Consider the following 20058-nt stretch of genomic DNA (forward strand, 5'->3'; position numbering starts at 1 on the left):
GCATGATTGGCAGCCTTTGGTACGTTAACGGAATCTATTTCCACCTATCTCCTTTATCTCCTTTATGAAAATTTAATTTTTTACATTTTGGATTATTTTGTATGATCAAGTTAACACATTTATAAATTGGAGGCGTAATTTTGAAAATACGTGTACTCAGTATCCTAGTAATACTCTTGCTTAGCACTCAAACGAGTGTTTTTGCAGAAGAAGAACAATCCAAACATACTTATAATTGGGTTTCAGGTGGAAAAAATGTAGAGCTAGGAAAAATAGCAAGCTTGGATCTTGGCCAGGATTTTGTTTTTCTAAATGGTGAAGATACAAAAAAAATGATGACGGACTACAAGGATATTCCTTCAGGACGTGAGATTGGCAGTGTGTATCCGACAAACCCTAAGGAGCAATGGACGGTAATTTTTGAGTATGATGAATCTGGGCATATCAAGGATGATGAAAAGAAAACTATTGATGATGCTGCCATATTGAAAAGTTATAGTGATAGTACGGAAAAGGCGAATGAAAAGCTTCCATTAGACCACCAACTTCATGTAACAGGCTGGGATGTAAAACCATTTTATGATGAGAAAACACATGATTTAACATGGTCGATGGGCGCGGAAGACGCTAAAAAACAACCACTTATAAACTACGATGTCAGGCTTTTGACACGCACAGGTTATATCTCGGCTATCCTCATTTCGGATCCTTTGAGCCGTGAACATGATAAACAAGTCTTGGCTTCTCAAATCCTTCCTAAAATTTCGATGGTTAATGGTCAGAAATATGAAGACTTTAACAGCAGCACAGACAAAGTATCTAAATTCGGTTTATCCGCCTTGATATTGGGGGGAGCTGGTCTTGCTGTAGCTAAAAAAGTTGGACTACTTGCTGTCGGTTTACTGTTACTGAAAAAGTTTGGGGTATTTATCGTTATTGCCTTGGCGGGGAGTTGGAAGTGGATAAAGAATTTAATCACGACCAGAAAAAGAAATCCGAACGCAAACAGTTCTGAAATCAGTGAGGAAAAGCATCAGGTATAGACCTGAAGAATGTTTAAATTGTTTTAGTATTGAAATTTAGGAGGAACAAATTATGAGTGAATTCACCGCAGGAAGCTTGATACGAAATTCATATCGCGACACAGTCCAAAAACATAATCCCCTGCTTGTCGAAGAACTGAATGAGCAGTGGGCCGTGTTTTTCACCTCAGGGACAGGTGTCAGCGAGATCGTTCCGACAGATGTTACGGGGATATCGCAGCATCTGCCGGTGCTGTACTTCTACAATTTTGAGGATCATGGCTGGGGCTTCACCCTTCTTCATCAGGGGGAAGCCGTTTCTACGTTCGACTTTTCGTATGAGCAAGAGGAGGTCGACCTCATGAATTATGTCCGGGACAAATTTCCGGATCAGGATGAGGTAGAACTACTATATATTAGCCCTGATTCAGAGTCCTTTAGAGCGTCCATGATTATGGAGATGGAGCAGCAACGAAGCGGGATTGACCGGGTCCAGGCAATGCTGAGGCAGCTGGACGTGGAAGCTTTTAAGCTTTTCGAGCTCGGCACCGAGGAGATGGAGCAGCTTCGACACCTTTTCGATGCGGAGACCATCGCACAACTCAAGCGCCGACACGCCATGGTGGATGACTTCAAAACCATTCTGGGTATCGAAGAGATGAGTTGGCTCCGCGCAGATCGATTGGAGCAGCTTCATTCATAAAACTTAAATGATTAGCGGAAAAAACGACCAGTTCTTTACTTACTCTGGCCAAAACGAGGATCTTGTTAAGATCTATAATTTCGCTGAGTGGTGTTATTATCAATATCGAAGAAGTAACTATTTATATAAGGCTATCTGTGTTGGGTTTTATGAACATTTAGTTGTCAATGAAAGTACTAGAAGAGAGATATCATACAAAGTTAATCCGGATATTTTCGAGAATGTTAAAACGTTATTCGAATGGATGTTACGCAATAATAAAGGGCTCTATGCTCAGGAGGAGTTGCATTGAAGCAGCTCTTTTTTGATTTCATCATTCATATAATGGAGATACTTTCGATGTGTAGTTAATATTGATTGTAGAGTTAAGGGAGCTACTGTAAATGTACAAACGAACTTTGATTGTCATAGTGTTTTTAACTATTATCACTTTAGGGATATTTTATTCGTTACCCTTGAACCATCCATTCCCAGTTGCTATAGAAGATGTTGAAAAGATTGAGTTTCACGAGTTAGGAAAATTAAATGCGCGTGAAGCAACTTATGAAGAAACGACACAAATCATTGAATGGTACAACGCCATGCATTCGTTTAAAGCAAATAGTACTTTAGCAGGTACAACACCAAACGCAGGAATAAGTATTAGTTTGAAGTCAGGAAGATTAATAGGTATTACAGCATTAGGTCAGAGAGGGAGAAACCTTGAATTTCAAGCCAAAGGTATAGAATACCCTTATTTTGCAACGCAAGATGATTTGTATAAGTTGATTCTTTCTATTGGTGGACCTTAGAACATCTTTTAAATAATCATATTAAAACCATATATTATAAAAGAATGGGGCACCGTACGATGAATATGTCTTTTCAATTAGAATATCGAGGCTGGCTAGATATAACTTTTCGTAATGAAGAGAAAGAATTCCTAATTCCAGGATCAACCAAACTTCTGCTGAATGTAGTAGGATATATGGTTAGTAAGGGTTATATAGCCAGCGAGATCTCGCTGGCTTTTTTTATATTTTAATAAAAAAATTCTTAGGAGGAGGTTTCGATCGGCTGTCAATTCCATGCTAACGTGTAGTTTGCTGTGGTAGAATGAGTAGATGGAGTGACAGGACGGACACGGGGGGAACAGTAATGAACAAGACCGATCGGCAGCTCGCTATAATGCTTGAGTTGCAACGGAGCAAAGTACTGAGAGCAGAGGATTTGGCATCTATATTTGAGACTAGCGTGCGGACGATATATCGGGACATACAAGCTCTAAGTGAAATGGGTGTTCCGATCCTTGGGGCTCCCGGGCAGGGTTACTCCCTAATGGAAGGATATTTTCTTCCACCAGTCGGGTTTTCTGCTGAAGAGGCAGTAACCATGCTTATGGGTACTGACTTTATCGAACAGAGGTTGGATGGCGATTATGCAAGTGCAGCTCAGGCGGCACGACGCAAAATTGAAGCTATTCTGCCAGAAACAGTACACGATGAGTCGAAGCGCGTCCGGGAAACAATGCGGCTTCTTCAGGCCCGCGATCCTGTAACTAACTTGAGGGAAAAGGACTATCTCGGACAAGTGAGGCGGGCAATTATGGAGCGCCGCAAATTACTTATGACGTATCTGAAAAAAATGCCGGAAACAGACGGCAATCGGAAGAGTACGCGTGAGGTCGCTCCATATGGATTGGCGCTTATTCAGGGAAATTGGTTTTTGATTGCACGTTGTGACTTGCGGCAAGAAATTCGGCATTTCCGATTGTCACGAATGACAGAACTAACCGTATTGGAGGATCGCTTTCTCACTCCAAATGGATTTAATCTTAACAGCTACCGTCCGTCAGACGACCGTAACATACGGGTGTTGGTTCTGGCTCATCCTGAAATTGCGGACAAAATCGCTGAGACTTGTCATTATTATATGGAGTCGACTGAGGAGCGAAAGGACGGTCTTATTGTCAACTTTCTTGTCCGACAGCCGGAGGAGCTGCTGTCTTATATCCTCGGCTGGGGCGGGGATGTCGAGGTGTTGGAACCGGAGTCTCTCCGACATCGGATTCGGGAAGAGGCCGAAAAAATCTTAAAACGCTACTGACACGCTATTGTCAGTAGCGTTTTGTTATATTTGGATTATATCCAAGAATAAATAATGAGGAGTTGTTTGATTCATGAGAAGTACAGCGGAAGCATTACAGGCATTTGAGACAATAATAGGACGTTATTTAATGGAACTGGAAAGCCTCGATATGGAGCAGCTGATAAAAAAGCCGAACGAAGAGGAATGGTCGATTGGTCAAATGTATATGCATCTAATTCAATCGGCACAATTCATGCATTTGCACAATGTTGATCAATGTTTGGCTGGAAGCGAAGCAACAGTAGGCACTATGGAGGAAAAAACGGAAAGGGGCAAGGGAGCCTTTGAACTGGGAAGTTTTCCTCCTGTGCGGATTCAGGTACCTGCTTCACCGCAATACACCCCGAAACAGCCGGAGAGTAAGGAGCAGCTGAAGGAAGGATTTCTCAGTATCGTAGAGCGGATGAAAAATACTGAACCCACTTTGAGTAAAGTACCCGAGAGCAGAAAAATTCTTCATCCTGGATTCGGCGCACTAAACGCCAATGAGTGGTTTTTGCTTATAGAGATGCATTACAGGCATCATTTATCGCAGTTGGAGCGTTTGAAGAACTTTTGGGAAATAACGTATAAGTAACTATGGAAGAATTGGGCGACGCGATGCAAGTTCTTGTCATCAGTCAACTTGTCGGCTGACAAGAATATAGTCCCATTTCTTGCCGCGTAAACGCAGCCTTTTATGTAGCTAAGGCCCTTAACCCTTGTGGTTGAGGGTTTCTTGTTCTGAACAGTAAAAGAAAGAAGGGTTGGGCAATCACTCTATTGAGAAAAATTTCTTGGGGTACGAGGTCGATCTTTTTTTGTTATAATTATACATATCCTATCTAATCGTCTGGGGGAAGCTACCTTGAAAGTACTAGAAACAGAACGGCTGATTCTTCGGCAACAATCAATTGAAGATGCGGTTTTTATCCTTGAGCTATTAAACGATCCTTCTTGGATCCAGTACAATAGGCGATAGAGGCGTGAGAACCATCGATGAAGCGCGTGAGTATATTTTAAACGGTGCTCTAAATATGTATGCCCGTTTGGGTTTCGGGTTTTATTTGACAGAGTTGAAAGATGAAGGTATTCCGATCGGCATCTGTGGTTTAGTAAAAAGAGATTTTTTAGAAGATGTAGATCTTCCTAAATTTTGGGGGAAGGGATACGCCTATGAGGCTGCTTCCGCAGTGATGAGTTATGCGCAGTCCGTTTTAGAGTTAAAACGCATTGTGGCTATTACCTCTGAAGATAATCATACGTCGGCCAAACTACTAGAAAAACTAGGTTTGCATTTTGAAAGCATGATTCGATATGAGGGTACAGATGAAAAAGTCCGCTTATTTGCGATTAACTTCTAAAATAGATATAAGATAAAATTGAATAATACGACTGTAAACAATTGTACGAGATCAAGAGATGTTTTTTCATTTGATAAAAGCTACTCTCAGAAGAATATCTCGCTGAATCAAAAACTATCTCAATATCGATTGTCAAGAATATAGACCGATAAACATCCGCAGAAACTGCGGTTTTTTATTTTATCTGAACAAAACGTAAAACAACTGCATTAATTCGTAAGAGTATGAGAAGGCTGCCGGCATTGAACATGGTTTTTTCTGTTTATTGGGAAAGAATGACAACTTTTTTCGATTTTCATAGTCTAACGACTTAGAATGAATGTCGAGATGGAGGCAAAGATCATGAGAAATCGATGGATTGCTGTGATGCTATTAGTTTGCGGCTTCGTTATGTTGGACGACCGGTGTCGAGCGGAGGCTAGTTTAGAGCTTCCTCATCCAGGTGAGGATACGATTACTTTACTGGAGAATACTTCTGTTTACGGTGATCAGCTGAAAGAGGTAGGGTTGCTGGGGCCACAGACGTTGAAAATTTTAAAAACAAGGGAGGTTCGATGGGGACATGGCGAGGGCTACAAAAGACCAATTTATTTAGTCTCCACATGGCTTGGTGATCGATGGATTGCTCCTAATCGTGCTCTACTGGGAAACCCGCAGCCGTTCGTGAAGAAACTCGATCTCAGTGGGATCGAATCGCTCTATAATGATCCTCTGCTGACAGAGCCAAGTGGCGGGCAATTGGCGCCTCAAATTGTGACCACGAAAGCGAAATGGGATAATCTTTATTTAATAGAAACGAGATCTGGGGACAAATGGATTCGTCCTATAAATCCTTTTTTAGAAGGGATAAGAGAAGTTCAGGAGGACGTGGAATTGTTAAATCTCACACCACTGATGCGACATCCATATGGTTTGGAAACAGGCTCCAGTCTATCACCACAAACTGTAAAAGTTAAAGAAGTATGGAACAATTGGCATCAAATCGATTCCTGGCTAGGGCCTGTCTGGTTTAAATTGTACGAGGCGGATGCGGTAGATGCGCGCCACATTTTGGATGTCAACTTTGGTTATCAGCACATAGATGAAAAAGATCCTAAGCTGACACATATGACTGTAAACGTAAATCTTGGCCCGAAGTGGCGTGAAGTCAATGAAGCTATGACTATCGATTTTAAGTTCAATTGGTATAATAAAAATGGAGAGCGAGTCGCGGCCTCTAGAACAGGTCGCGTTGAGCTAAACGGTGCTGAGAAGCACTCTGTTGATTTATTGGTGGATGGCAGCTTGGATCAGTGGTATGCTTACGCAACGGTACAGATCGTTAGGATAAACGATAAAAAAGCCCCTGAACTTGATGCTTCTGCAGCAATGGACATCGTCGATCCTGAGCATCCCAAATTTCGGCTTGGAAATGTAAGTGTGAGACAAGACGGAGAATTTAGTATTATCAATGGGCAGTTTGAGCTTGATACGAAGGGGTCGCATCAAGTGAAAGGACGAATCACTTTCACGGATCAAAAGAGTCAAGTGATGGGAACGGTACCGCTTGAATTGATTACCGATGCTGATAATCCTAGTAAAGGGATACCTTTTTCATTCGAATGTGTCTTCTCCGGCAATTTGAAGTACTACGCAACCGTTAAGCTCGAAGTCGATTCGATTACTTCGCTGAATTAAAATACAAAGTAGATCGCCAGGCGGTCCTGATATTCCGCTCGATGACGTATGGAACTATTTGAACGTGTTTACTCGGTGGAATTTTATTTCCTGCAGTAAGTGCGCGAAGTTATAAGATCGGATGGTTAGCTGTTTCCTTTTTCCTTTCGAGTAAGAAATAAGGGAATAGCTAACCAATATAATGAGGCACTTCATGTAATTTCATAACTGTGTCGGATGACAAGAACATGATAACAATCCGCGGCGCGTTCTGCACTCTTTTTTGAAGTCCTTGATCTACTAGCCAGTAAATTCCTGTACCCACTCGCCGTTATAGTAAGCTATTCCGATTTGGGTGTAGCTGCTATTTAGGATGTTGGCACGATGACCAGGACTGTTCATCCATTGGTTCATCACTTCCGTCGGGCTTGTCTGGCCTTTGGCGATGTTTTCCCCTGCAGAGTTATATGTGACCCCGAATGCAGTCATCATATCAAACGGGGATCCATAAGTCGGAGACTGATGATCAAAATAATTATTGTTGTACATATCCTGAGCCTTAGCCATTGCTACTTTCGATAGACTACTGTTCAAACTAAGGGAATTCAAGCCTGCTTTCGTTCTTTCTTGATTCACAAGATCCAAGACTTGCTGCGCAGATTGGGAAGGATTTACGGACTCTTGCGGATTGGCGGACTGTTGTGGATTTACGGCTTGATTCGCTGGGCTTTCTACCGGTGAATAATTGCTTTGGAACCAATCCAGCCAATTCGAAGCTTCATTGGGTGCTTGTTTAATCGTAATCGGTGAGTTCCCTGCACCCGCAGTAGAAATGGATGAGGCTTGAGTTAAGGTTGACGATGAAGCAGCATTAGGAGCATGAGTTTCAAGCTTCGTTTGTTTAGCATTCATTTGATTGTTTGTCGAATTATGACTCGAACAACCTGAAACTAGTAGTAATGCTGCTATTATGACCAATGGTTTAATAACAATCCCTCCTAAACCGTCAAAGTGTAAGGTTATCAAATAAAGGTTTTGTAAAGTTCCATTGTTTTATTCAGATCACAATTAAATTAGACCCGAATAAAAGATGACTTAGCAGCCCGACTTCTTTTTCTTCGGGGGATATCGTTGATGGTCCGGACGTACCGGATTCCTCAGATCACAAATAGAGTCAAATCCTCTGAAGAAAAAGTGGTTTAATGACAGACTCATTCTTTAAAAAAGGGAGTAATCCCTCTTGAATATAGGTTTTCCACTAACTTATGGTGATTTTTAGTTTATTTTCATTAAATTCTTCAATTGGACATTAATCTGAATATAAAAATATATAGTATTTTCGTAGTACCGATTACCTCGCTAATTATCTCTGGGTAAAAATTGTTTTATTGTTCGGTATGAAATGAATAAATGCAAAAGACGCGGCTTAAGAAGCCGCGCTTTTGTGAGCAAGCAAATGGGATAGCCTCTACACAATTATTTCCTCGATTCGATTTGATTTACAGTAAATAATTTTCCCGTTGAAAAGTCCCTCCATACAGCATCTTTTGCATCCAAAAAATAATTATTGTAGCTGGCTTTACGTACAAGGGAATAAACCAGAACAGGCTTTACCGGATCTTCCGTAATCGTAACTAGATTAGTCTGAATGATCTCATCCTCCTTTTTGTTAATCAGGTTCAACGGAGGTGTATAGTAGGTTGGGATTACATCGTACGCTTTCAGAAGCATTGATTTTAGTTTTGGTTCATCGAACTGTGGGATGTCTGCAGGTAATGTGCCTTTCAAGGAGTTGTTAACTGAGATAACTTCGCCGGATTGAATGTCGATCATAATGGAGACGTGTCCGTAATAAATCCCAGATAAATTTGCAGTATAAATCAACAAGTAAGCTTTATCACCCATTCGTGTCGGCAGCGTTAAAGAAGATTCTTTGATTGAATACAGCGTGAGTGCTGAAGCCACTTGCGGTAGCACTTTTTTAAGATAATCACCTGATATTTGCTTAGCCTCATCCTCGACGATAAGGTGTTTGCCCTCTAGTGGACAACTATTAGAAAAAGAAGTTAACTCGCCGGTGCTCAGTTGTATTTCCACAGAAGACGAGCAGTATTCCGTTCCTATTGGTTTTCTCCAGATTACTTTCCAAAAGGGTCCGCTTAAATTGCTATTGAGTCCTTCGACTACCTGATAAATAAGTGGATTTAGTGCATTTGTTGGAATCACAGCTAGCTCGATCGCTCTCTTCAATGCTTTCTCTGCGCTGTCGACTGGTTGTACGATCTCTTTGTTGGTTGATGACATCTTCGTATTTTGTTCTAAAGCCGGTTGATTCATGCCGCCGTGGACTTTTCCGGTAACTGCATCGACTTGCCAATTATCCGATAATACAGTTTCATAAATGCCTATTTTCTTTTCGCCTTTGTTTAATTGTTCCGGGAATACTTGGGAGAACGTCGGAACCAACTGCTCGGTGAACTTCGCGCGTGCCTCTTCTACTGAAATTACAGGCTCGCTTTCTGGAAGTTGAACGTTTTTGTCCCACAAAATTTGTTTGTCTACAACCTTCCCAGTTTTATCGATATCAAGATTGATATAGTTACCTGGATACCGAATACCATCAATGGCTCGGATATAACGAATATTGTAAAAATTCGGTTTTACAAACGTATTCTCTTGATAGTCAACAAACATGAGTTGATCTTTCGCAAAAGGGTACTCCTTTTCGATATATTGCGTCGCATACTCTTGAACCTGAATCTGAACCTGATCGAGCCTGACTTCAGATGTTTCGGCATTCGCCGCCAATACTACATTGCTTGCCAGAAGTAATGTAAATAGGCTGGCCAATACAAAGCAAGTGTTTCGTCTCTTTTTCATAAAACCTCCACTTTTTGGGATTTTTATATCATAAATGTTAGACGTAATTATTTCCAATTAGTTTCTTTCATTACATATAATTTCCAAAAAAATTCCTTCCACAAGATCAAACCAATTAATGGATTCATTTGATCACTCCTATTACATTTCAAACGGTAACCCCTAAGCCTCTTGTCTTCCACACTATCGCATGTGTTATGGAATCAATGTCGCAATCAGCCTAACCCTGGTTGAACTAGTAGGGGCGAAACTGAATAGCTTTCGCATCCAGTTCCAACGGGCAGAAACCTTCGATCCCCTGCTACCGCTATCTTATGACTTCACAAAAAAGAGGTCGGCCAGAAAGATCTGGTGACCTCATAGTACGAACGGGAGGATAGTACTTTACCGGGTGGGGAATCTAATTCTGATTGCCAGAATAGATCGATATCGGTGATAAAAAACATATTAAAAGAACACTCTGGGAAGAAAATAGCTATTGGAACACATGGACTTGTAATGACTTTAATGATGAATTATAAATAATTATTCATCAATTCTCTCGTAGCCCCCAACTGCAGGACATTTTAAAAAGTGTTGGTAAAGATACATATAAGTATTCAAATGAAGAGATAATCACTACTGTTGATCAATTTCTACCTAGTCAAAACTGTGAGGGAGCTGCTTTAGGTTATTTCTCTATTATTTCTGATCCAGAAAATGAAATTAAGTGGGTTCAAAGCTACGTTAAAAAGAAAAGCTTATTTAAAAATAATTACTTTTTCACATCAAAACAAGGTGAAAATTGGATTCAGAATGAATTTATTACTAAATGGATACTATAGAAGCTATCATTAAAGAAATTGTAATTGAAGATAGCATTGAAAATGAGACGTAAGTAGGTACGTCTCATAATACATTTACTGTTATTAGATCGGCACGGGTCCATTGTGCTAACGGTGAACGAGAGTGCAAAACAAAGGACAGATTACCGCGGCCGGCAACTGTCCCTTGTTTCATTTAAGGCCTGTGAGATTGACTCTCGGGCTTTTTTTCAATTCCAGAGGGATTTACTTGTCCTCTTCTTCATTTGACTCTGATTTGGCAGCATCTTTAGTATACTCATCCTGATCGCTACCCCAAACATAATCGTAGTTAGTTATATCAGGTTTGTAATCAGAATCGTTTTTCTTTATATCCATGGGAATATCAATCCTTTGCTAATTAATTAGGTAATTGTCCAGTGCTTCTAGTTGATTTCTAATTGTAGGTGAAAAGTCCGTCATTAAAGCTTAGCTAGTTACGGTTCATCAATATATTCTTCTTCGCTCGGAATACTGTTCAAAAGGTTATTATCTTGTTTCTCATTTTGCTCGGTATCGCAGTTAACAATACACTTCATTATTTCTTCGGAGTTGTCTTGAATATTAGTGTACTCAACCATCCATGTACCTCCTTTCATCGAAATTAGATTTTCCAATATCAAGAAAATTATTCGATTAGTCGTTGGGATGCTTCCATTAAAGTAACGGGCAGCGCAGCCAAAATATTTGAAAATAAGATGCGGTTCACCGCAATGTATCTAAGCACAAAGTAAAGTTGCACCACAAGGTATACATCTGTGTATAAAGGACAAAACCACTCCTGACAATGGAGTGGTTTCTTCAATTTAACTTCTCTTTTATTTAATATTATTTCCCATTAGGTTCGTAATAAGTTATCACTAGGTCTGTCTTTCGTAAACAATTCCTCTAATCCTGTCTTCACATAAAATGAACAAGAAATCCTAAGTTGCCTACACGGCTAAATAGAACAATATCACAACTAAGGAGAAAGTTATTTAATTTAAAAAATGGCTTTCCTTCTTAAAAAATATCGAGCGACATTTAAACATCGTCGTTAGCAAAAAGAGTAAGCTAATGGTGTAGTAATCAGAAATCTGCATAGGATCAACAAATCCAGTCTATAACTTTATTTTCTTCGGACAGGTACTATATTATGTTAGTACTATATTTAGGAAACTCTTCCCGTTATGATATCACTATCTGATTCTTGGCAAAATTCTCGGATAGGGAGATGAATATGAACCGCTATGTGCTAGGACTAGCCCCATCTGTATTAGTGGCACTTGGACTTCATGTTGGACATAGTGTAATACTTACGTTTGCGCTCTTTTACAGTTGGTTAGGAATTATACCTTCTATGGATTACCTTGTATGTCGAAAAAATAGTCTGGCCCGTACGATCGGCGATTGGGGACTTACTGCATCCGCTCGTCAAATGATAGTTGGACTGAGCTTGGGAATCTCTTTACTAATTACTCTCCTGATTGGCGCTAATTATTTGCATGACATGTTATTCGATATCGAGCGATTGAGAAGTTTGTTAGAAAAGTGGGATTTCTCAGGTGACCAGTCCGTTCTATTGCTACTCATATTGGTACTGCTCAATCCGATTTTAGAAGAAATCTATTGGCGCGGATACTTATATCACAGGATCGGACAAAAGCTTGGTTCTGCGGAAAATATGCTTCTTGCTTCTTTTTGGTTTACCTCTTATCATCTGGTCGTCATAATACCGGTATTCAGTTGGCCACTTAACGTTGTTGCTGCGATTCCTATTTTTGCAGCAGGTGTACTATGGGGATGGATTCGCCATCGTACGGGATCGGTGCTCATTCCGATTATAAGCCATATGTTTGCCGATCTTGGAATCGTAATCACATATATGCAATACGTACAGTAATATCTTTCTAGCAAGTACGATTAGATGCTCTTGAATTGATTGTTGAAGATAGCCGGGAGCAGGGAATAGATGATTAGATAATCGCGTTTAAAGACAAAATAGCCTCCAAGCTCAACATAATTCACCATTCCCAAAGCTGCCGCTTTATTCGGCAGCTTTGTTACGTTAAAGGGAGGATAATGGAAATAATTTGGAGAATAAAAAGCGATGTGAACTGAGGAGGAATTATTTATAGACATGTTTAGTCTTTTTAAGCGCTACTTCAAATTATCCAAGTCTCCACATGTCAGTATTTCGATTGAGGAGCAGCTAGAAAACTTAGGTAGAGTAGGTATTACACTCAAAGGGAATATAGAAATCAGGGATATATTAACTTTCAAGATAAAGTATTATGAGGAACGCCCTTACATTCATCTTCTTATGAGAATGGGAAGTGAAATAGACAGCGACGGAGAGTTTATCAGTGATGGGTATCCAACTAACGACGCTTGGTGCTTTGATCGCGAATGCATTGAGGACCATGGGGACTATGTTCAAAGATTAGAACGGATTGCGGTTATGCTTGAGCCAGAATTGAGCGTAACCGATATCAAGGATTACGAGGATATTCAAGAAGGTAAGGTGTGGATTGCCTTTAAAGCTAATGGTACAAGCTATCGTTATTCGCTTTCTGTGCAGGACGATTGGCTGAGCCTCGAAATCTTCATAATCTTTTCTGAATTACTTGCTGAGAGCGGTAGCAGTAAAAGATTCTTTTACGCTGATACCGGTAATGAAATATTAGTCGTACTTATTGAACAGAACCAGTTCCACCAATTAAACGAATTAATAAATATCTTCGTACCTTCTACCCAGGCATAGGTGTTCAGTTCAGTAAATCTTACGGTGAAATTGCGCTGACAGATTGTTTGCTGCTTTCGCTAACTCGAAGGCAAATCGTGCCATTCCTCAAGAATTATGAGGATATGAACGCTAAACAAAAAAGCAGTCCAAGCTGAGGGAATCAGCTGTGGACTTCTTTTTCATTTCAAGCACGCTTGCGCGGCAAGCATCGGCGCAATATGATTGCGGAACACAAGGAGCGGAATCTTGCTCTTCTTCCGCTCATCATGCGTTAACACGACGACGGTATCCAGTCGTGGAATGATGTAAATCGCCTGCCCACCGAAGCCGTAGGCGTTGTAGTAGTCCATTGGTGGCGAAGAGGGAGAGGCTGCGTTCGCGTCAGCCTCATACGTATCGACCCACCAATGCCAGCCGTAGAAGCCGCGGCGCGGCGGTACCGGTGCAGCCGGGATGGCGGGAGCGCTGGAGCTGGCGACCAGCGCCTTTGAGATGAGGGGCTTGTGCTCCCACAAGCCCTCCTGCAAGAAGAGACGGCCGAATTTCAGCATATCGGCCGGTCGGAGCTGGAGACCGAATCCGCCGGTATGAATACCTTGCGGGTCGGTCTCCCAGGCGTAGTCCGCGATGCCAAGCGGACCGAAAAGCTGTTGCTCCGCATACTGGGCAACGGGCATGCCTGTAACTTGCGCTAAAATCGCAGCAAGCAGCTGGGAATTGCCGGAGTTGTATTCCATGCGGGTGCCAGGTGCTTCCGACAGCGGTTGTGCCAGGACGAAGTCGACCCAATTGGACGTTCTGGTCATCTGTGGGAAAGAATTCTGACCGCCAAATTCGGTCCAGTCCATGCCGGAGGACATCGTGAGCAGGTGTCGGATTTTCATTTCCCGCTTCCGCGGATCAGCGTCTTGAAGAAGCTGGGGGAAGAATGCTGAAACCGGCGTTTCGGGCTCGGGCAGCAACCCTTGATCCATGGCGATACAGATCAGCGCCGATAGAACACTTTTTGTGCAAGAATTAATGCGCGTTATTTCGGTTTCTTTTAGTTCGTCGCGATAATGTTCAAAGATTCGTTCACCTCGTTGTTCAATGAGGCAGCTTGCTAAATGCAGCGGTGCGAGTGCGGCAGCCATCTGTTCCAATCTCATGCCATCCGTCCTTTAATTACCTTTTGAGTGAAATGCAGCGTGTGTTACACTAGGGCTAACTATGGTATCCTACGATTATACCATCCCGCCATGCAGTCAGGAAAAGATTGCGATAGGAGTTCTTTAGCTAATGAGCATGAAGCGAAACCTTTTGTTGATTTCCCTCGCCTTCGTCATGACACTTTCAGCTTGTGAAGCTTTGCCTGTATTTGGAAAAGAAAAGCTTGCCCGCAAGCCCATCTCTGGTTATGGCCAGCTTGTGCCCGTCACGGAGCAGCGTAATGCGCTTCAGCACTTTATAACAGAAACATTAACCGGACCTCATGGTACGTATACCAACTTGCAAGAGACCGATCAGAACAGCGAAGTCGCAACCGGTCATGAAGTACTTAGCGAGTCAGCCGGACTGCTCATGCGTTATTATGCCTTAACCGGGCAAAAGGATAAGTTCGAAGCCCAGTGGCAGCTTGCCAAACGCACGTTTGATGCGCCAACCGGTCTTAGCTACCGGTACAGCCCTAAGCTGAATAAAAAATTCACCGTTAACGCTACAGTGGACGACTTTCGAATCCTTCGCGCGCTGGACGAAGCGGGGAAAGCTTTTCAGACAGACGCTTATAAGAAGGACTTGGCGTACTACGGAGATAAATTATATACCTATAACGTTTCTCAGAGCCGTCTGCATGATTTCTATGACGAGACTTACGCAATGACGAATTCATTTATTACGTTGTGCTACATAGATGTTGCTTCTATGGAGCTGCTTCCTGTTTCGGACCGGAAGAAGCGTGCGCTTGAAACGGACATGCTTGAGATAATGCATGGGGGCTATTTGTCGGATTCGTTCCCTTTTTATCAAACTCGGTATGATTTTAAGTTGAAAGCCTATCAATCCGAGCAGATTAATTCGGTGGAGTCGCTACTGACGATCCTGAACCTAGCTGAAATTGGAGAAGCCAAGCCAGCCAGTTTACAATGGATAAAAGCTCAGGTTACCGCGGGCACGTTGGTGGGCGCTTATGATCGAAACGGGAAGCCGTTAAACGATGTCCATTCGACGGCGATTTATGCCATCACGGCCATGATCGGTTCCGTTACTAAGGATCAACAGCTATATAACGAGAGTATTACGAAAATGAACGCGTTTCAAAATCATACCCAAGGAAGCCAGCTGAACGGAGGCTTCGGGGATGAGCTCGCGCAGCAAGCCTATTCGTTCGACAATGCCATGGCTTTGCTTGCTTATGTTTATTAATAAAGGAGTGAGTGCTTGTCGTGACGAATCGCTTTTTGAGAGGACTGCTACGCGTGATGACACCAGCTGCTGCCGCGGCGGCCGGCGTATTGGTCATTACAGTGCTCGCCCTGTTTGTTTATCCTTATATCGGTATTGCGGATAATGGAGACTTTTTTCGAGTTTTGTATAGCAATGGGCTTTACATCAACGATCCGACATATGATAGTCAATATCTTGGATTTTTCGTCAAAACGTACGGAATTTTTCAATATTTCAACGAAAATCAGGCAACTATTTTCTCGACTCAATCGTCTTTTGTAAAAGCGGCTATTGGCCTAAATCAGTTGTTCCACCCAGGCACAACTACATTTGATATTCGCTATCAAGCGGCTTTGTATCTCGGACTTTATACGGCTGCGATATATTTGCTCGTTGAAGCATTGACTTGGAAGCTTTCCAAGCTTCGCGGCTATGTGATTGCGGGAATCGTTGTTTTTGTGTTTGGCGACACCGGCTACACAGCTTATTTTAATTCCTTATACGGTGAGAGTGTAATGCTGATTATGACGATGTTCATGGTAGCAAGCGGACTCCTGTTATACCGGAGAAGATATAACGATTACGTGATGCTTGGCATATTTGTGGTCAGCACCATGATTTTAACGGCAAGTAAGCAGCAAAACGCCCCAGTTGGGATTTTAACAGCCATATTCGGGGTATTTTTTATTTATATTCGAAAAAGCCGATCGTATCGCGCCATAACGGCAGGACTCCTCGCAGCTCTGATTGGTGTTGGAGTGTGCACCTATGTGCTGATCCCAAAAGAATTCGTCAATATTAACAAGTTTCATGCGATGACTCGTGGCGTATTGATGGGCTCCACAGATCCGGAAAAAACGTTGAAAAGCTTTGGCATTGATAAGCAATATGCGATTTTGAACCGCAGTGAGTACTACGAGCCTTATAAATCGTTTGATGTGGATTCTGCACAGTTTGAAGAACAGTTTTTTAGTAAATACGGCTTTGTTTCCATTCTTCGCTACTATGTCGCACATCCCGGACAAGCGGGGCAGATGCTTAATATCGCGGCGAGAGACGGCTTTAGTATCCGCCCCATGGCGATGGGGAACTATGAACAGTCCGTTGGGAAGCCTTTTGGTGCGCACACGGTATTCTTTTCTGGCTATAGTTTGCTTAAGCAGGCGCTGGCGCCGAAAACGTTTGGCTTTATTTTACTTTGGACTTTACTCATTATAGGGCTTTATGTCCCATCGTTTGTTCATGCGATTCGCTCGCAACAGTGGCGTAAAGCAACGAAGCTGCCTATTGTGATTTTATTGATTTCAATGGGGTTATCGGGGATTTTCGTTTCCATTATTGGAGCGGGCGATGCGGATTTAGCGAAGCATGAATTTCTTTTTACACTAACCTTTGATCTTGTTTCTTTGCTTACAGTAAGGGATTTGATTGCTAAACAATTATGGAGCACAGAATCGGAGAGTAAACAAGTTGGGGCTGCGATGTAAGGCATAAGGAGGGAGCGACATGCGAAAAGTATACCTCTTCGTCACACTTCTCGTTTTATTATGTACGTTAAGCGTGCCAAGACTGACTTCAGCCGCAGAAAGCACAAACGCAAAGGATCCTGTACTGCTTCTCTATGACAGCAAAGCGCTTAGGACACCGCTGGCAGGAAATGTTGAAGCTCTGCAGCGCCTTTTAGCGGGCTTCTCTACACCAGTTACAATGCTGAGCTTAGAGCAATATAAAGAGGGGAAGCTGCACAGCTTTAATAAAGTGATCCTCGTACGAAATAAATCGGATGAATTGAATCTTCCTGATGCTTTTTTACAAGACTTGAAAGCTTACTCCGGTAAGTACATGCAAATTGGAAGCGGCCTTCCAAATACGATTCAACAAGCACTGCACCTTCAAGAACAGCATACGGTGGATGATACGATCAACTTGAAGATTAGTGATCTGAACCAAACTTCCATTGCTGTTAGCAACATGGCATGGGTGACCTCGTTTGAAGGAAAATCGTATGGGACAGTGAAATCCTCCAAGCATCCGGCCGAAGCACCGTACAGTATTACAAGCGGCAACTATGGGTATATCCCGTACTTGTCAAAAGGCAACCTGTCAGAACTGGCAGCTTCCTATGTGTTGAAAGATTGGCTGGAAGTTTCCACGGCTCCGCAGCATTATGTATTAATTAGCGACATTTTTCCATTTTCAAATCTGGAACTCGTGAATGCGATGGCGGATCAGCTGTATGAAGCAGGCATTCCTTTTGTAGCCAGTATACAGCCGGTATTCAGTAATTGGGACTACCCGGCGATGCAGCGTTATATGGAGACACTTAAGCATTTGCAAGCCCGCAATGGCAGCATTATTGTTCAAACGCCGATTGTTGACTCTACAGATTCTCCGGATGTGAATAAGCTTCGGAACGAATTGGGCTCTTTTCTTGATCATTTAGCAAGATTAGGGATCGTACCGCTTGGCGTCAGTGCTGAGATGTATTGGACTTATGATAAACATTATGCGATAGATGGACTTTCTTTTTTTGATTCAGGTCTAATTCTTCCTAACCAAGCCGTTCAATTCCGGGATCCTTCCGATACCGCCGTGGCGTTCCACTCAACAGCATATACGATTGATGCCAATGAGCTTTTGCGCTATATGGATGAAGGTAATAGCCTGAATCCGCTGCCAATGAATACGGCCATAGCGTACAGTTTTCCTAACGATGCCTCGAAGCTGGAGACTCTGCTTACGACGTTAACATCTAGCTGGACAACGTTTGATGATTATAAAAATGGGGGGCACTCAGTTCAAACGTCAGCTAGTAAATTTAGCTCACAGAACGGGCATTTGCTAATGAATGGTCAGGAGGTTCATCTTAATAATCAGATTCAAGATGTTGATGCGGCGCATGTCTATGTGCAGCAAGAAGAAAAAAGTTTAAGCGGACTTTTCTCCGTGCAAAATAAAATACTAATTGTTTTAATCGGAACAACGCTTTTCTTATTCGGTCTTTTCCTTATCATTGGACACCGAATGTACAAACGAAAATACATGCAATCGTGGAGACAATGATGACACTTGCTGACATACTAATGCTGATTGCTGTGATATGTATCTGGTCACTCCTGCTGATTAATATCATTCTGATTGTGGCAGGCTATCTGTATTACATGCAGATTGAGAATCAACCGGTTCCTCCGATTAAAGGGGAACCTCCTTTCATTTCCATCATGGTGCCGGCTCATAATGAAGGCAAAGTGATTACGCAAACCGTTGAATCACTTCTTGCTTTAGATTATCCGCATGATCGCTACGAAATAATTGTGATTAATGACAATTCCTCGGACAATAGCAGAGAACTGCTTGCTAAGCTTCAAGCGAAGTATCCGGAGCGTCAATTGATCGTGTTGAACACGGATGCTGTCACGGGAGGTAAAGGCAAATCCAACGCCTTGAATCTGGGATTCAAGCTAAGCCGTGGCGAGCTGATCGCCATCTACGATGCGGATAATACGCCGGAAAAGAAAGCGCTGCTTTATCTCGTCGCCGAAATCACGCAGGATCCAGGACTTGGCGCGGTAATCGGCAAATTTCGCACTCGAAATCGGAATGCGAATCTATTGACGCGTTTTATCAATATTGAGACGCTTTCGTTCCAATGGATGGCTCAAGCAGGGCGTTGGAAGCTGTTTAAGTTATGTACGATCCCGGGTACAAACTTTCTGATGCGCCGCGAAATCGTTGAGCGAATCGGCGGTTGGGACGTGAAGGCGATTGCGGAGGACACGGAAATTTCATTCCGCATTTATTTGATGGGTTACAAAATTAAGTTCCAGCCTAAATCCGTTACCTGGGAGCAGGAGCCTCAGACGGTCAAAGTATGGTTCAAGCAGCGGACAAGATGGGCGAAAGGGAACATTTACGTCATAGTAAAAAATATACCACTGCTGTTCCATCCGGATGCGCGCCGTATTCGCTTTGATATTTGCTATTTTCTATCCATTTATTTTTTATTGCTGACCTCGCTTGTCATGTCGGATTTGTTGCTGATTCTACACGCATTGGGCTATGTTAGCACGACCATTGCAAGCTTTAGCTCATTTTTGTGGGTACTGGCGATCACACTCTTTATCGTGGGCACTTTCGTTACGCTCGTCACGGAAAAAGGAGAAATGCGGCTCTCTAACGTGTGGATTATTGTTTTGATGTACGTGTCTTACTGCCAAATGTGGATGGTTGTGGCGGCTTACGGCATGTATACCTATCTGAAAGACGTCATTTTTAAGCGAGAAGCAAAATGGTATAAAACCGAACGCTTCTAGGGCAGCTAGGATCGGAGTTGACG

Annotated in this window: 17 protein-coding genes and 2 pseudogenes; 14 read left to right on the plus strand and 5 right to left on the minus strand. The window is 42.4% G+C overall.

The genetic code is table 11. From position 1 onward, the window contains the following. The first annotated feature begins 140 nt into the window (after window positions 1-140). The 7 genes and pseudogenes from ACUN27_RS17885 to ACUN27_RS17915 all read left to right on the plus strand — a co-directional run bounded on the left by ACUN27_RS17885 (window position 141) and on the right by ACUN27_RS17915 (window position 6872). The gene (locus ACUN27_RS17885) at window positions 141-1043 is read left to right on the plus strand and encodes a DUF2167 domain-containing protein (protein ID WP_326059630.1); all 903 of its coding nucleotides are present in this window, start codon (window positions 141-143) and stop codon (window positions 1041-1043) included. Window positions 1044-1095: 52 nt separating this feature from the next. Then, window positions 1096-1725 carry a hypothetical protein gene (locus tag ACUN27_RS17890; protein ID WP_326059627.1) on the plus strand — a complete coding sequence of 210 codons (630 nt, stop codon included), beginning with the start codon at window positions 1096-1098 and terminating at the stop codon, window positions 1723-1725. 383 nt (window positions 1726-2108) lie between these two features. Beyond that, window positions 2109-2516 (plus strand): hypothetical protein, encoded by a 408-nt coding sequence (locus ACUN27_RS17895; protein WP_326059625.1) that lies wholly within the window; start codon window positions 2109-2111, stop codon window positions 2514-2516. A 346-nt stretch (window positions 2517-2862) separates the two neighbouring features. Next, window positions 2863-3810 (plus strand): helix-turn-helix transcriptional regulator, encoded by a 948-nt coding sequence (locus ACUN27_RS17900; protein WP_326059623.1) that lies wholly within the window; start codon window positions 2863-2865, stop codon window positions 3808-3810. Window positions 3811-3883: 73 nt separating this feature from the next. Then, entirely contained in the window at window positions 3884-4429 is a 546-nt protein-coding gene (locus ACUN27_RS17905) for a DinB family protein (protein WP_315950487.1), read from the plus strand. 270 nt (window positions 4430-4699) lie between these two features. Beyond that, window positions 4700-5195: pseudogene (locus tag ACUN27_RS17910) on the plus strand (GNAT family N-acetyltransferase). 342 nt (window positions 5196-5537) lie between these two features. Continuing rightward, the gene (locus ACUN27_RS17915; RefSeq protein WP_315950485.1) at window positions 5538-6872 is read left to right on the plus strand and encodes a hypothetical protein; all 1335 of its coding nucleotides are present in this window, start codon (window positions 5538-5540) and stop codon (window positions 6870-6872) included. Between the two features lie 279 nt (window positions 6873-7151). Here ACUN27_RS17915 and ACUN27_RS17920 read toward each other — a convergent pair whose 3' ends face one another. Together ACUN27_RS17920 and ACUN27_RS17925 are read right to left on the minus strand one after the other, a co-directional pair. Beyond that, entirely contained in the window at window positions 7152-7763 is a 612-nt protein-coding gene (locus ACUN27_RS17920) for a CAP domain-containing protein (protein WP_315950484.1), read from the minus strand. Window positions 7764-8327: 564 nt separating this feature from the next. After that, the gene (locus ACUN27_RS17925; RefSeq protein ID WP_445559317.1) at window positions 8328-9788 is read right to left on the minus strand and encodes a YcdB/YcdC domain-containing protein; all 1461 of its coding nucleotides are present in this window, start codon (window positions 9786-9788) and stop codon (window positions 8328-8330) included. A gap of 327 nt (window positions 9789-10115) precedes the next feature. Between ACUN27_RS17925 and ACUN27_RS17930 the strand changes: the two are divergent. Continuing rightward, window positions 10116-10256: pseudogene (locus ACUN27_RS17930) on the plus strand (histidine phosphatase family protein); the annotation flags it as partial. Between the two features lie 524 nt (window positions 10257-10780). Here ACUN27_RS17930 and ACUN27_RS17935 read toward each other — a convergent pair. Beyond that, a complete protein-coding gene (locus tag ACUN27_RS17935) occupies window positions 10781-10912 on the minus strand; it encodes a hypothetical protein (protein ID WP_279615879.1) in 132 nt (43 codons plus the stop codon). A gap of 98 nt (window positions 10913-11010) precedes the next feature. Further along, window positions 11011-11154, minus strand: coding sequence for a hypothetical protein (locus ACUN27_RS17940; RefSeq protein ID WP_315950480.1), 144 nt, complete (start codon window positions 11152-11154; stop codon window positions 11011-11013). A gap of 638 nt (window positions 11155-11792) precedes the next feature. Between ACUN27_RS17940 and ACUN27_RS17945 the strand changes: the two genes are divergently transcribed. Both ACUN27_RS17945 and ACUN27_RS17950 read left to right on the plus strand, forming a co-directional pair. Continuing rightward, a complete protein-coding gene (locus ACUN27_RS17945; RefSeq protein ID WP_326059616.1) occupies window positions 11793-12455 on the plus strand; it encodes a CPBP family intramembrane glutamic endopeptidase in 663 nt (220 codons plus the stop codon). A gap of 237 nt (window positions 12456-12692) precedes the next feature. Further along, the gene (locus ACUN27_RS17950) at window positions 12693-13316 is read left to right on the plus strand and encodes a hypothetical protein (protein ID WP_445559318.1); all 624 of its coding nucleotides are present in this window, start codon (window positions 12693-12695) and stop codon (window positions 13314-13316) included. 161 nt (window positions 13317-13477) lie between these two features. On the opposite strand, the gene ACUN27_RS17955 is transcribed toward ACUN27_RS17950, so the two are convergent. Beyond that, window positions 13478-14446 carry a serine hydrolase domain-containing protein gene (locus ACUN27_RS17955; RefSeq protein ID WP_445559319.1) on the minus strand — a complete coding sequence of 323 codons (969 nt, stop codon included), beginning with the start codon at window positions 14444-14446 and terminating at the stop codon, window positions 13478-13480. 130 nt (window positions 14447-14576) lie between these two features. Here ACUN27_RS17955 and ACUN27_RS17960 point away from each other — a divergent pair, with 130 nt between their 5' ends. From ACUN27_RS17960 to ACUN27_RS17975, 4 genes are read left to right on the plus strand one after another with little or no spacing between them, the layout of a single operon-like run. Continuing rightward, window positions 14577-15701: a hypothetical protein gene (locus ACUN27_RS17960; protein ID WP_445559320.1), complete on the plus strand. Its 1125-nt coding sequence runs from the start codon at window positions 14577-14579 to the stop codon at window positions 15699-15701. A 20-nt stretch (window positions 15702-15721) separates the two neighbouring features. Further along, window positions 15722-17209 (plus strand): glycan biosynthesis hexose transferase WsfD, encoded by a 1488-nt coding sequence (gene wsfD, locus ACUN27_RS17965; protein ID WP_445559321.1) that lies wholly within the window; start codon window positions 15722-15724, stop codon window positions 17207-17209. Between the two features lie 19 nt (window positions 17210-17228). Beyond that, window positions 17229-18785, plus strand: coding sequence for a hypothetical protein (locus ACUN27_RS17970; RefSeq protein ID WP_445559322.1), 1557 nt, complete (start codon window positions 17229-17231; stop codon window positions 18783-18785). Next, window positions 18785-20035 carry a glycosyltransferase family 2 protein gene (locus tag ACUN27_RS17975; RefSeq protein WP_445559323.1) on the plus strand — a complete coding sequence of 417 codons (1251 nt, stop codon included), beginning with the start codon at window positions 18785-18787 and terminating at the stop codon, window positions 20033-20035. Before ACUN27_RS17970 ends, ACUN27_RS17975 begins: the two co-directional genes overlap by 1 nt. Window positions 20036-20058 lie beyond the last annotated feature (23 nt).

This window comes from Paenibacillus sp. WC2504 (assembly GCF_052682475.1).

What these genes read in the sequence shown, in the direction of transcription:
- ACUN27_RS17890 (WP_326059627.1), top strand. Translation starts at nt 1,096, where the DNA reads ATGAGTGAATTCACCGCAGGAAGCTTGATACGAAATTCATATCGCGAC.
- ACUN27_RS17895 (WP_326059625.1), top strand. Translation starts at nt 2,109, where the DNA reads ATGTACAAACGAACTTTGATTGTCATAGTGTTTTTAACTATTATCACT.
- ACUN27_RS17900 (WP_326059623.1), top strand. Translation starts at nt 2,863, where the DNA reads ATGAACAAGACCGATCGGCAGCTCGCTATAATGCTTGAGTTGCAACGG.
- ACUN27_RS17905 (WP_315950487.1), top strand. Translation starts at nt 3,884, where the DNA reads ATGAGAAGTACAGCGGAAGCATTACAGGCATTTGAGACAATAATAGGA.
- ACUN27_RS17915 (WP_315950485.1), top strand. Translation starts at nt 5,538, where the DNA reads ATGAGAAATCGATGGATTGCTGTGATGCTATTAGTTTGCGGCTTCGTT.
- ACUN27_RS17920 (WP_315950484.1), bottom strand. Translation starts at nt 7,763, where the DNA reads ATGAATGCTAAACAAACGAAGCTTGAAACTCATGCTCCTAATGCTGCT.
- ACUN27_RS17935 (WP_279615879.1), bottom strand. Translation starts at nt 10,912, where the DNA reads ATGGATATAAAGAAAAACGATTCTGATTACAAACCTGATATAACTAAC.
- ACUN27_RS17940 (WP_315950480.1), bottom strand. Translation starts at nt 11,154, where the DNA reads ATGGTTGAGTACACTAATATTCAAGACAACTCCGAAGAAATAATGAAG.
- ACUN27_RS17945 (WP_326059616.1), top strand. Translation starts at nt 11,793, where the DNA reads ATGAACCGCTATGTGCTAGGACTAGCCCCATCTGTATTAGTGGCACTT.
- ACUN27_RS17950 (WP_445559318.1), top strand. Translation starts at nt 12,693, where the DNA reads ATGTTTAGTCTTTTTAAGCGCTACTTCAAATTATCCAAGTCTCCACAT.
- ACUN27_RS17955 (WP_445559319.1), bottom strand. Translation starts at nt 14,446, where the DNA reads ATGAGATTGGAACAGATGGCTGCCGCACTCGCACCGCTGCATTTAGCA.
- ACUN27_RS17960 (WP_445559320.1), top strand. Translation starts at nt 14,577, where the DNA reads ATGAGCATGAAGCGAAACCTTTTGTTGATTTCCCTCGCCTTCGTCATG.
- ACUN27_RS17970 (WP_445559322.1), top strand. Translation starts at nt 17,229, where the DNA reads ATGCGAAAAGTATACCTCTTCGTCACACTTCTCGTTTTATTATGTACG.
- ACUN27_RS17975 (WP_445559323.1), top strand. Translation starts at nt 18,785, where the DNA reads ATGACACTTGCTGACATACTAATGCTGATTGCTGTGATATGTATCTGG.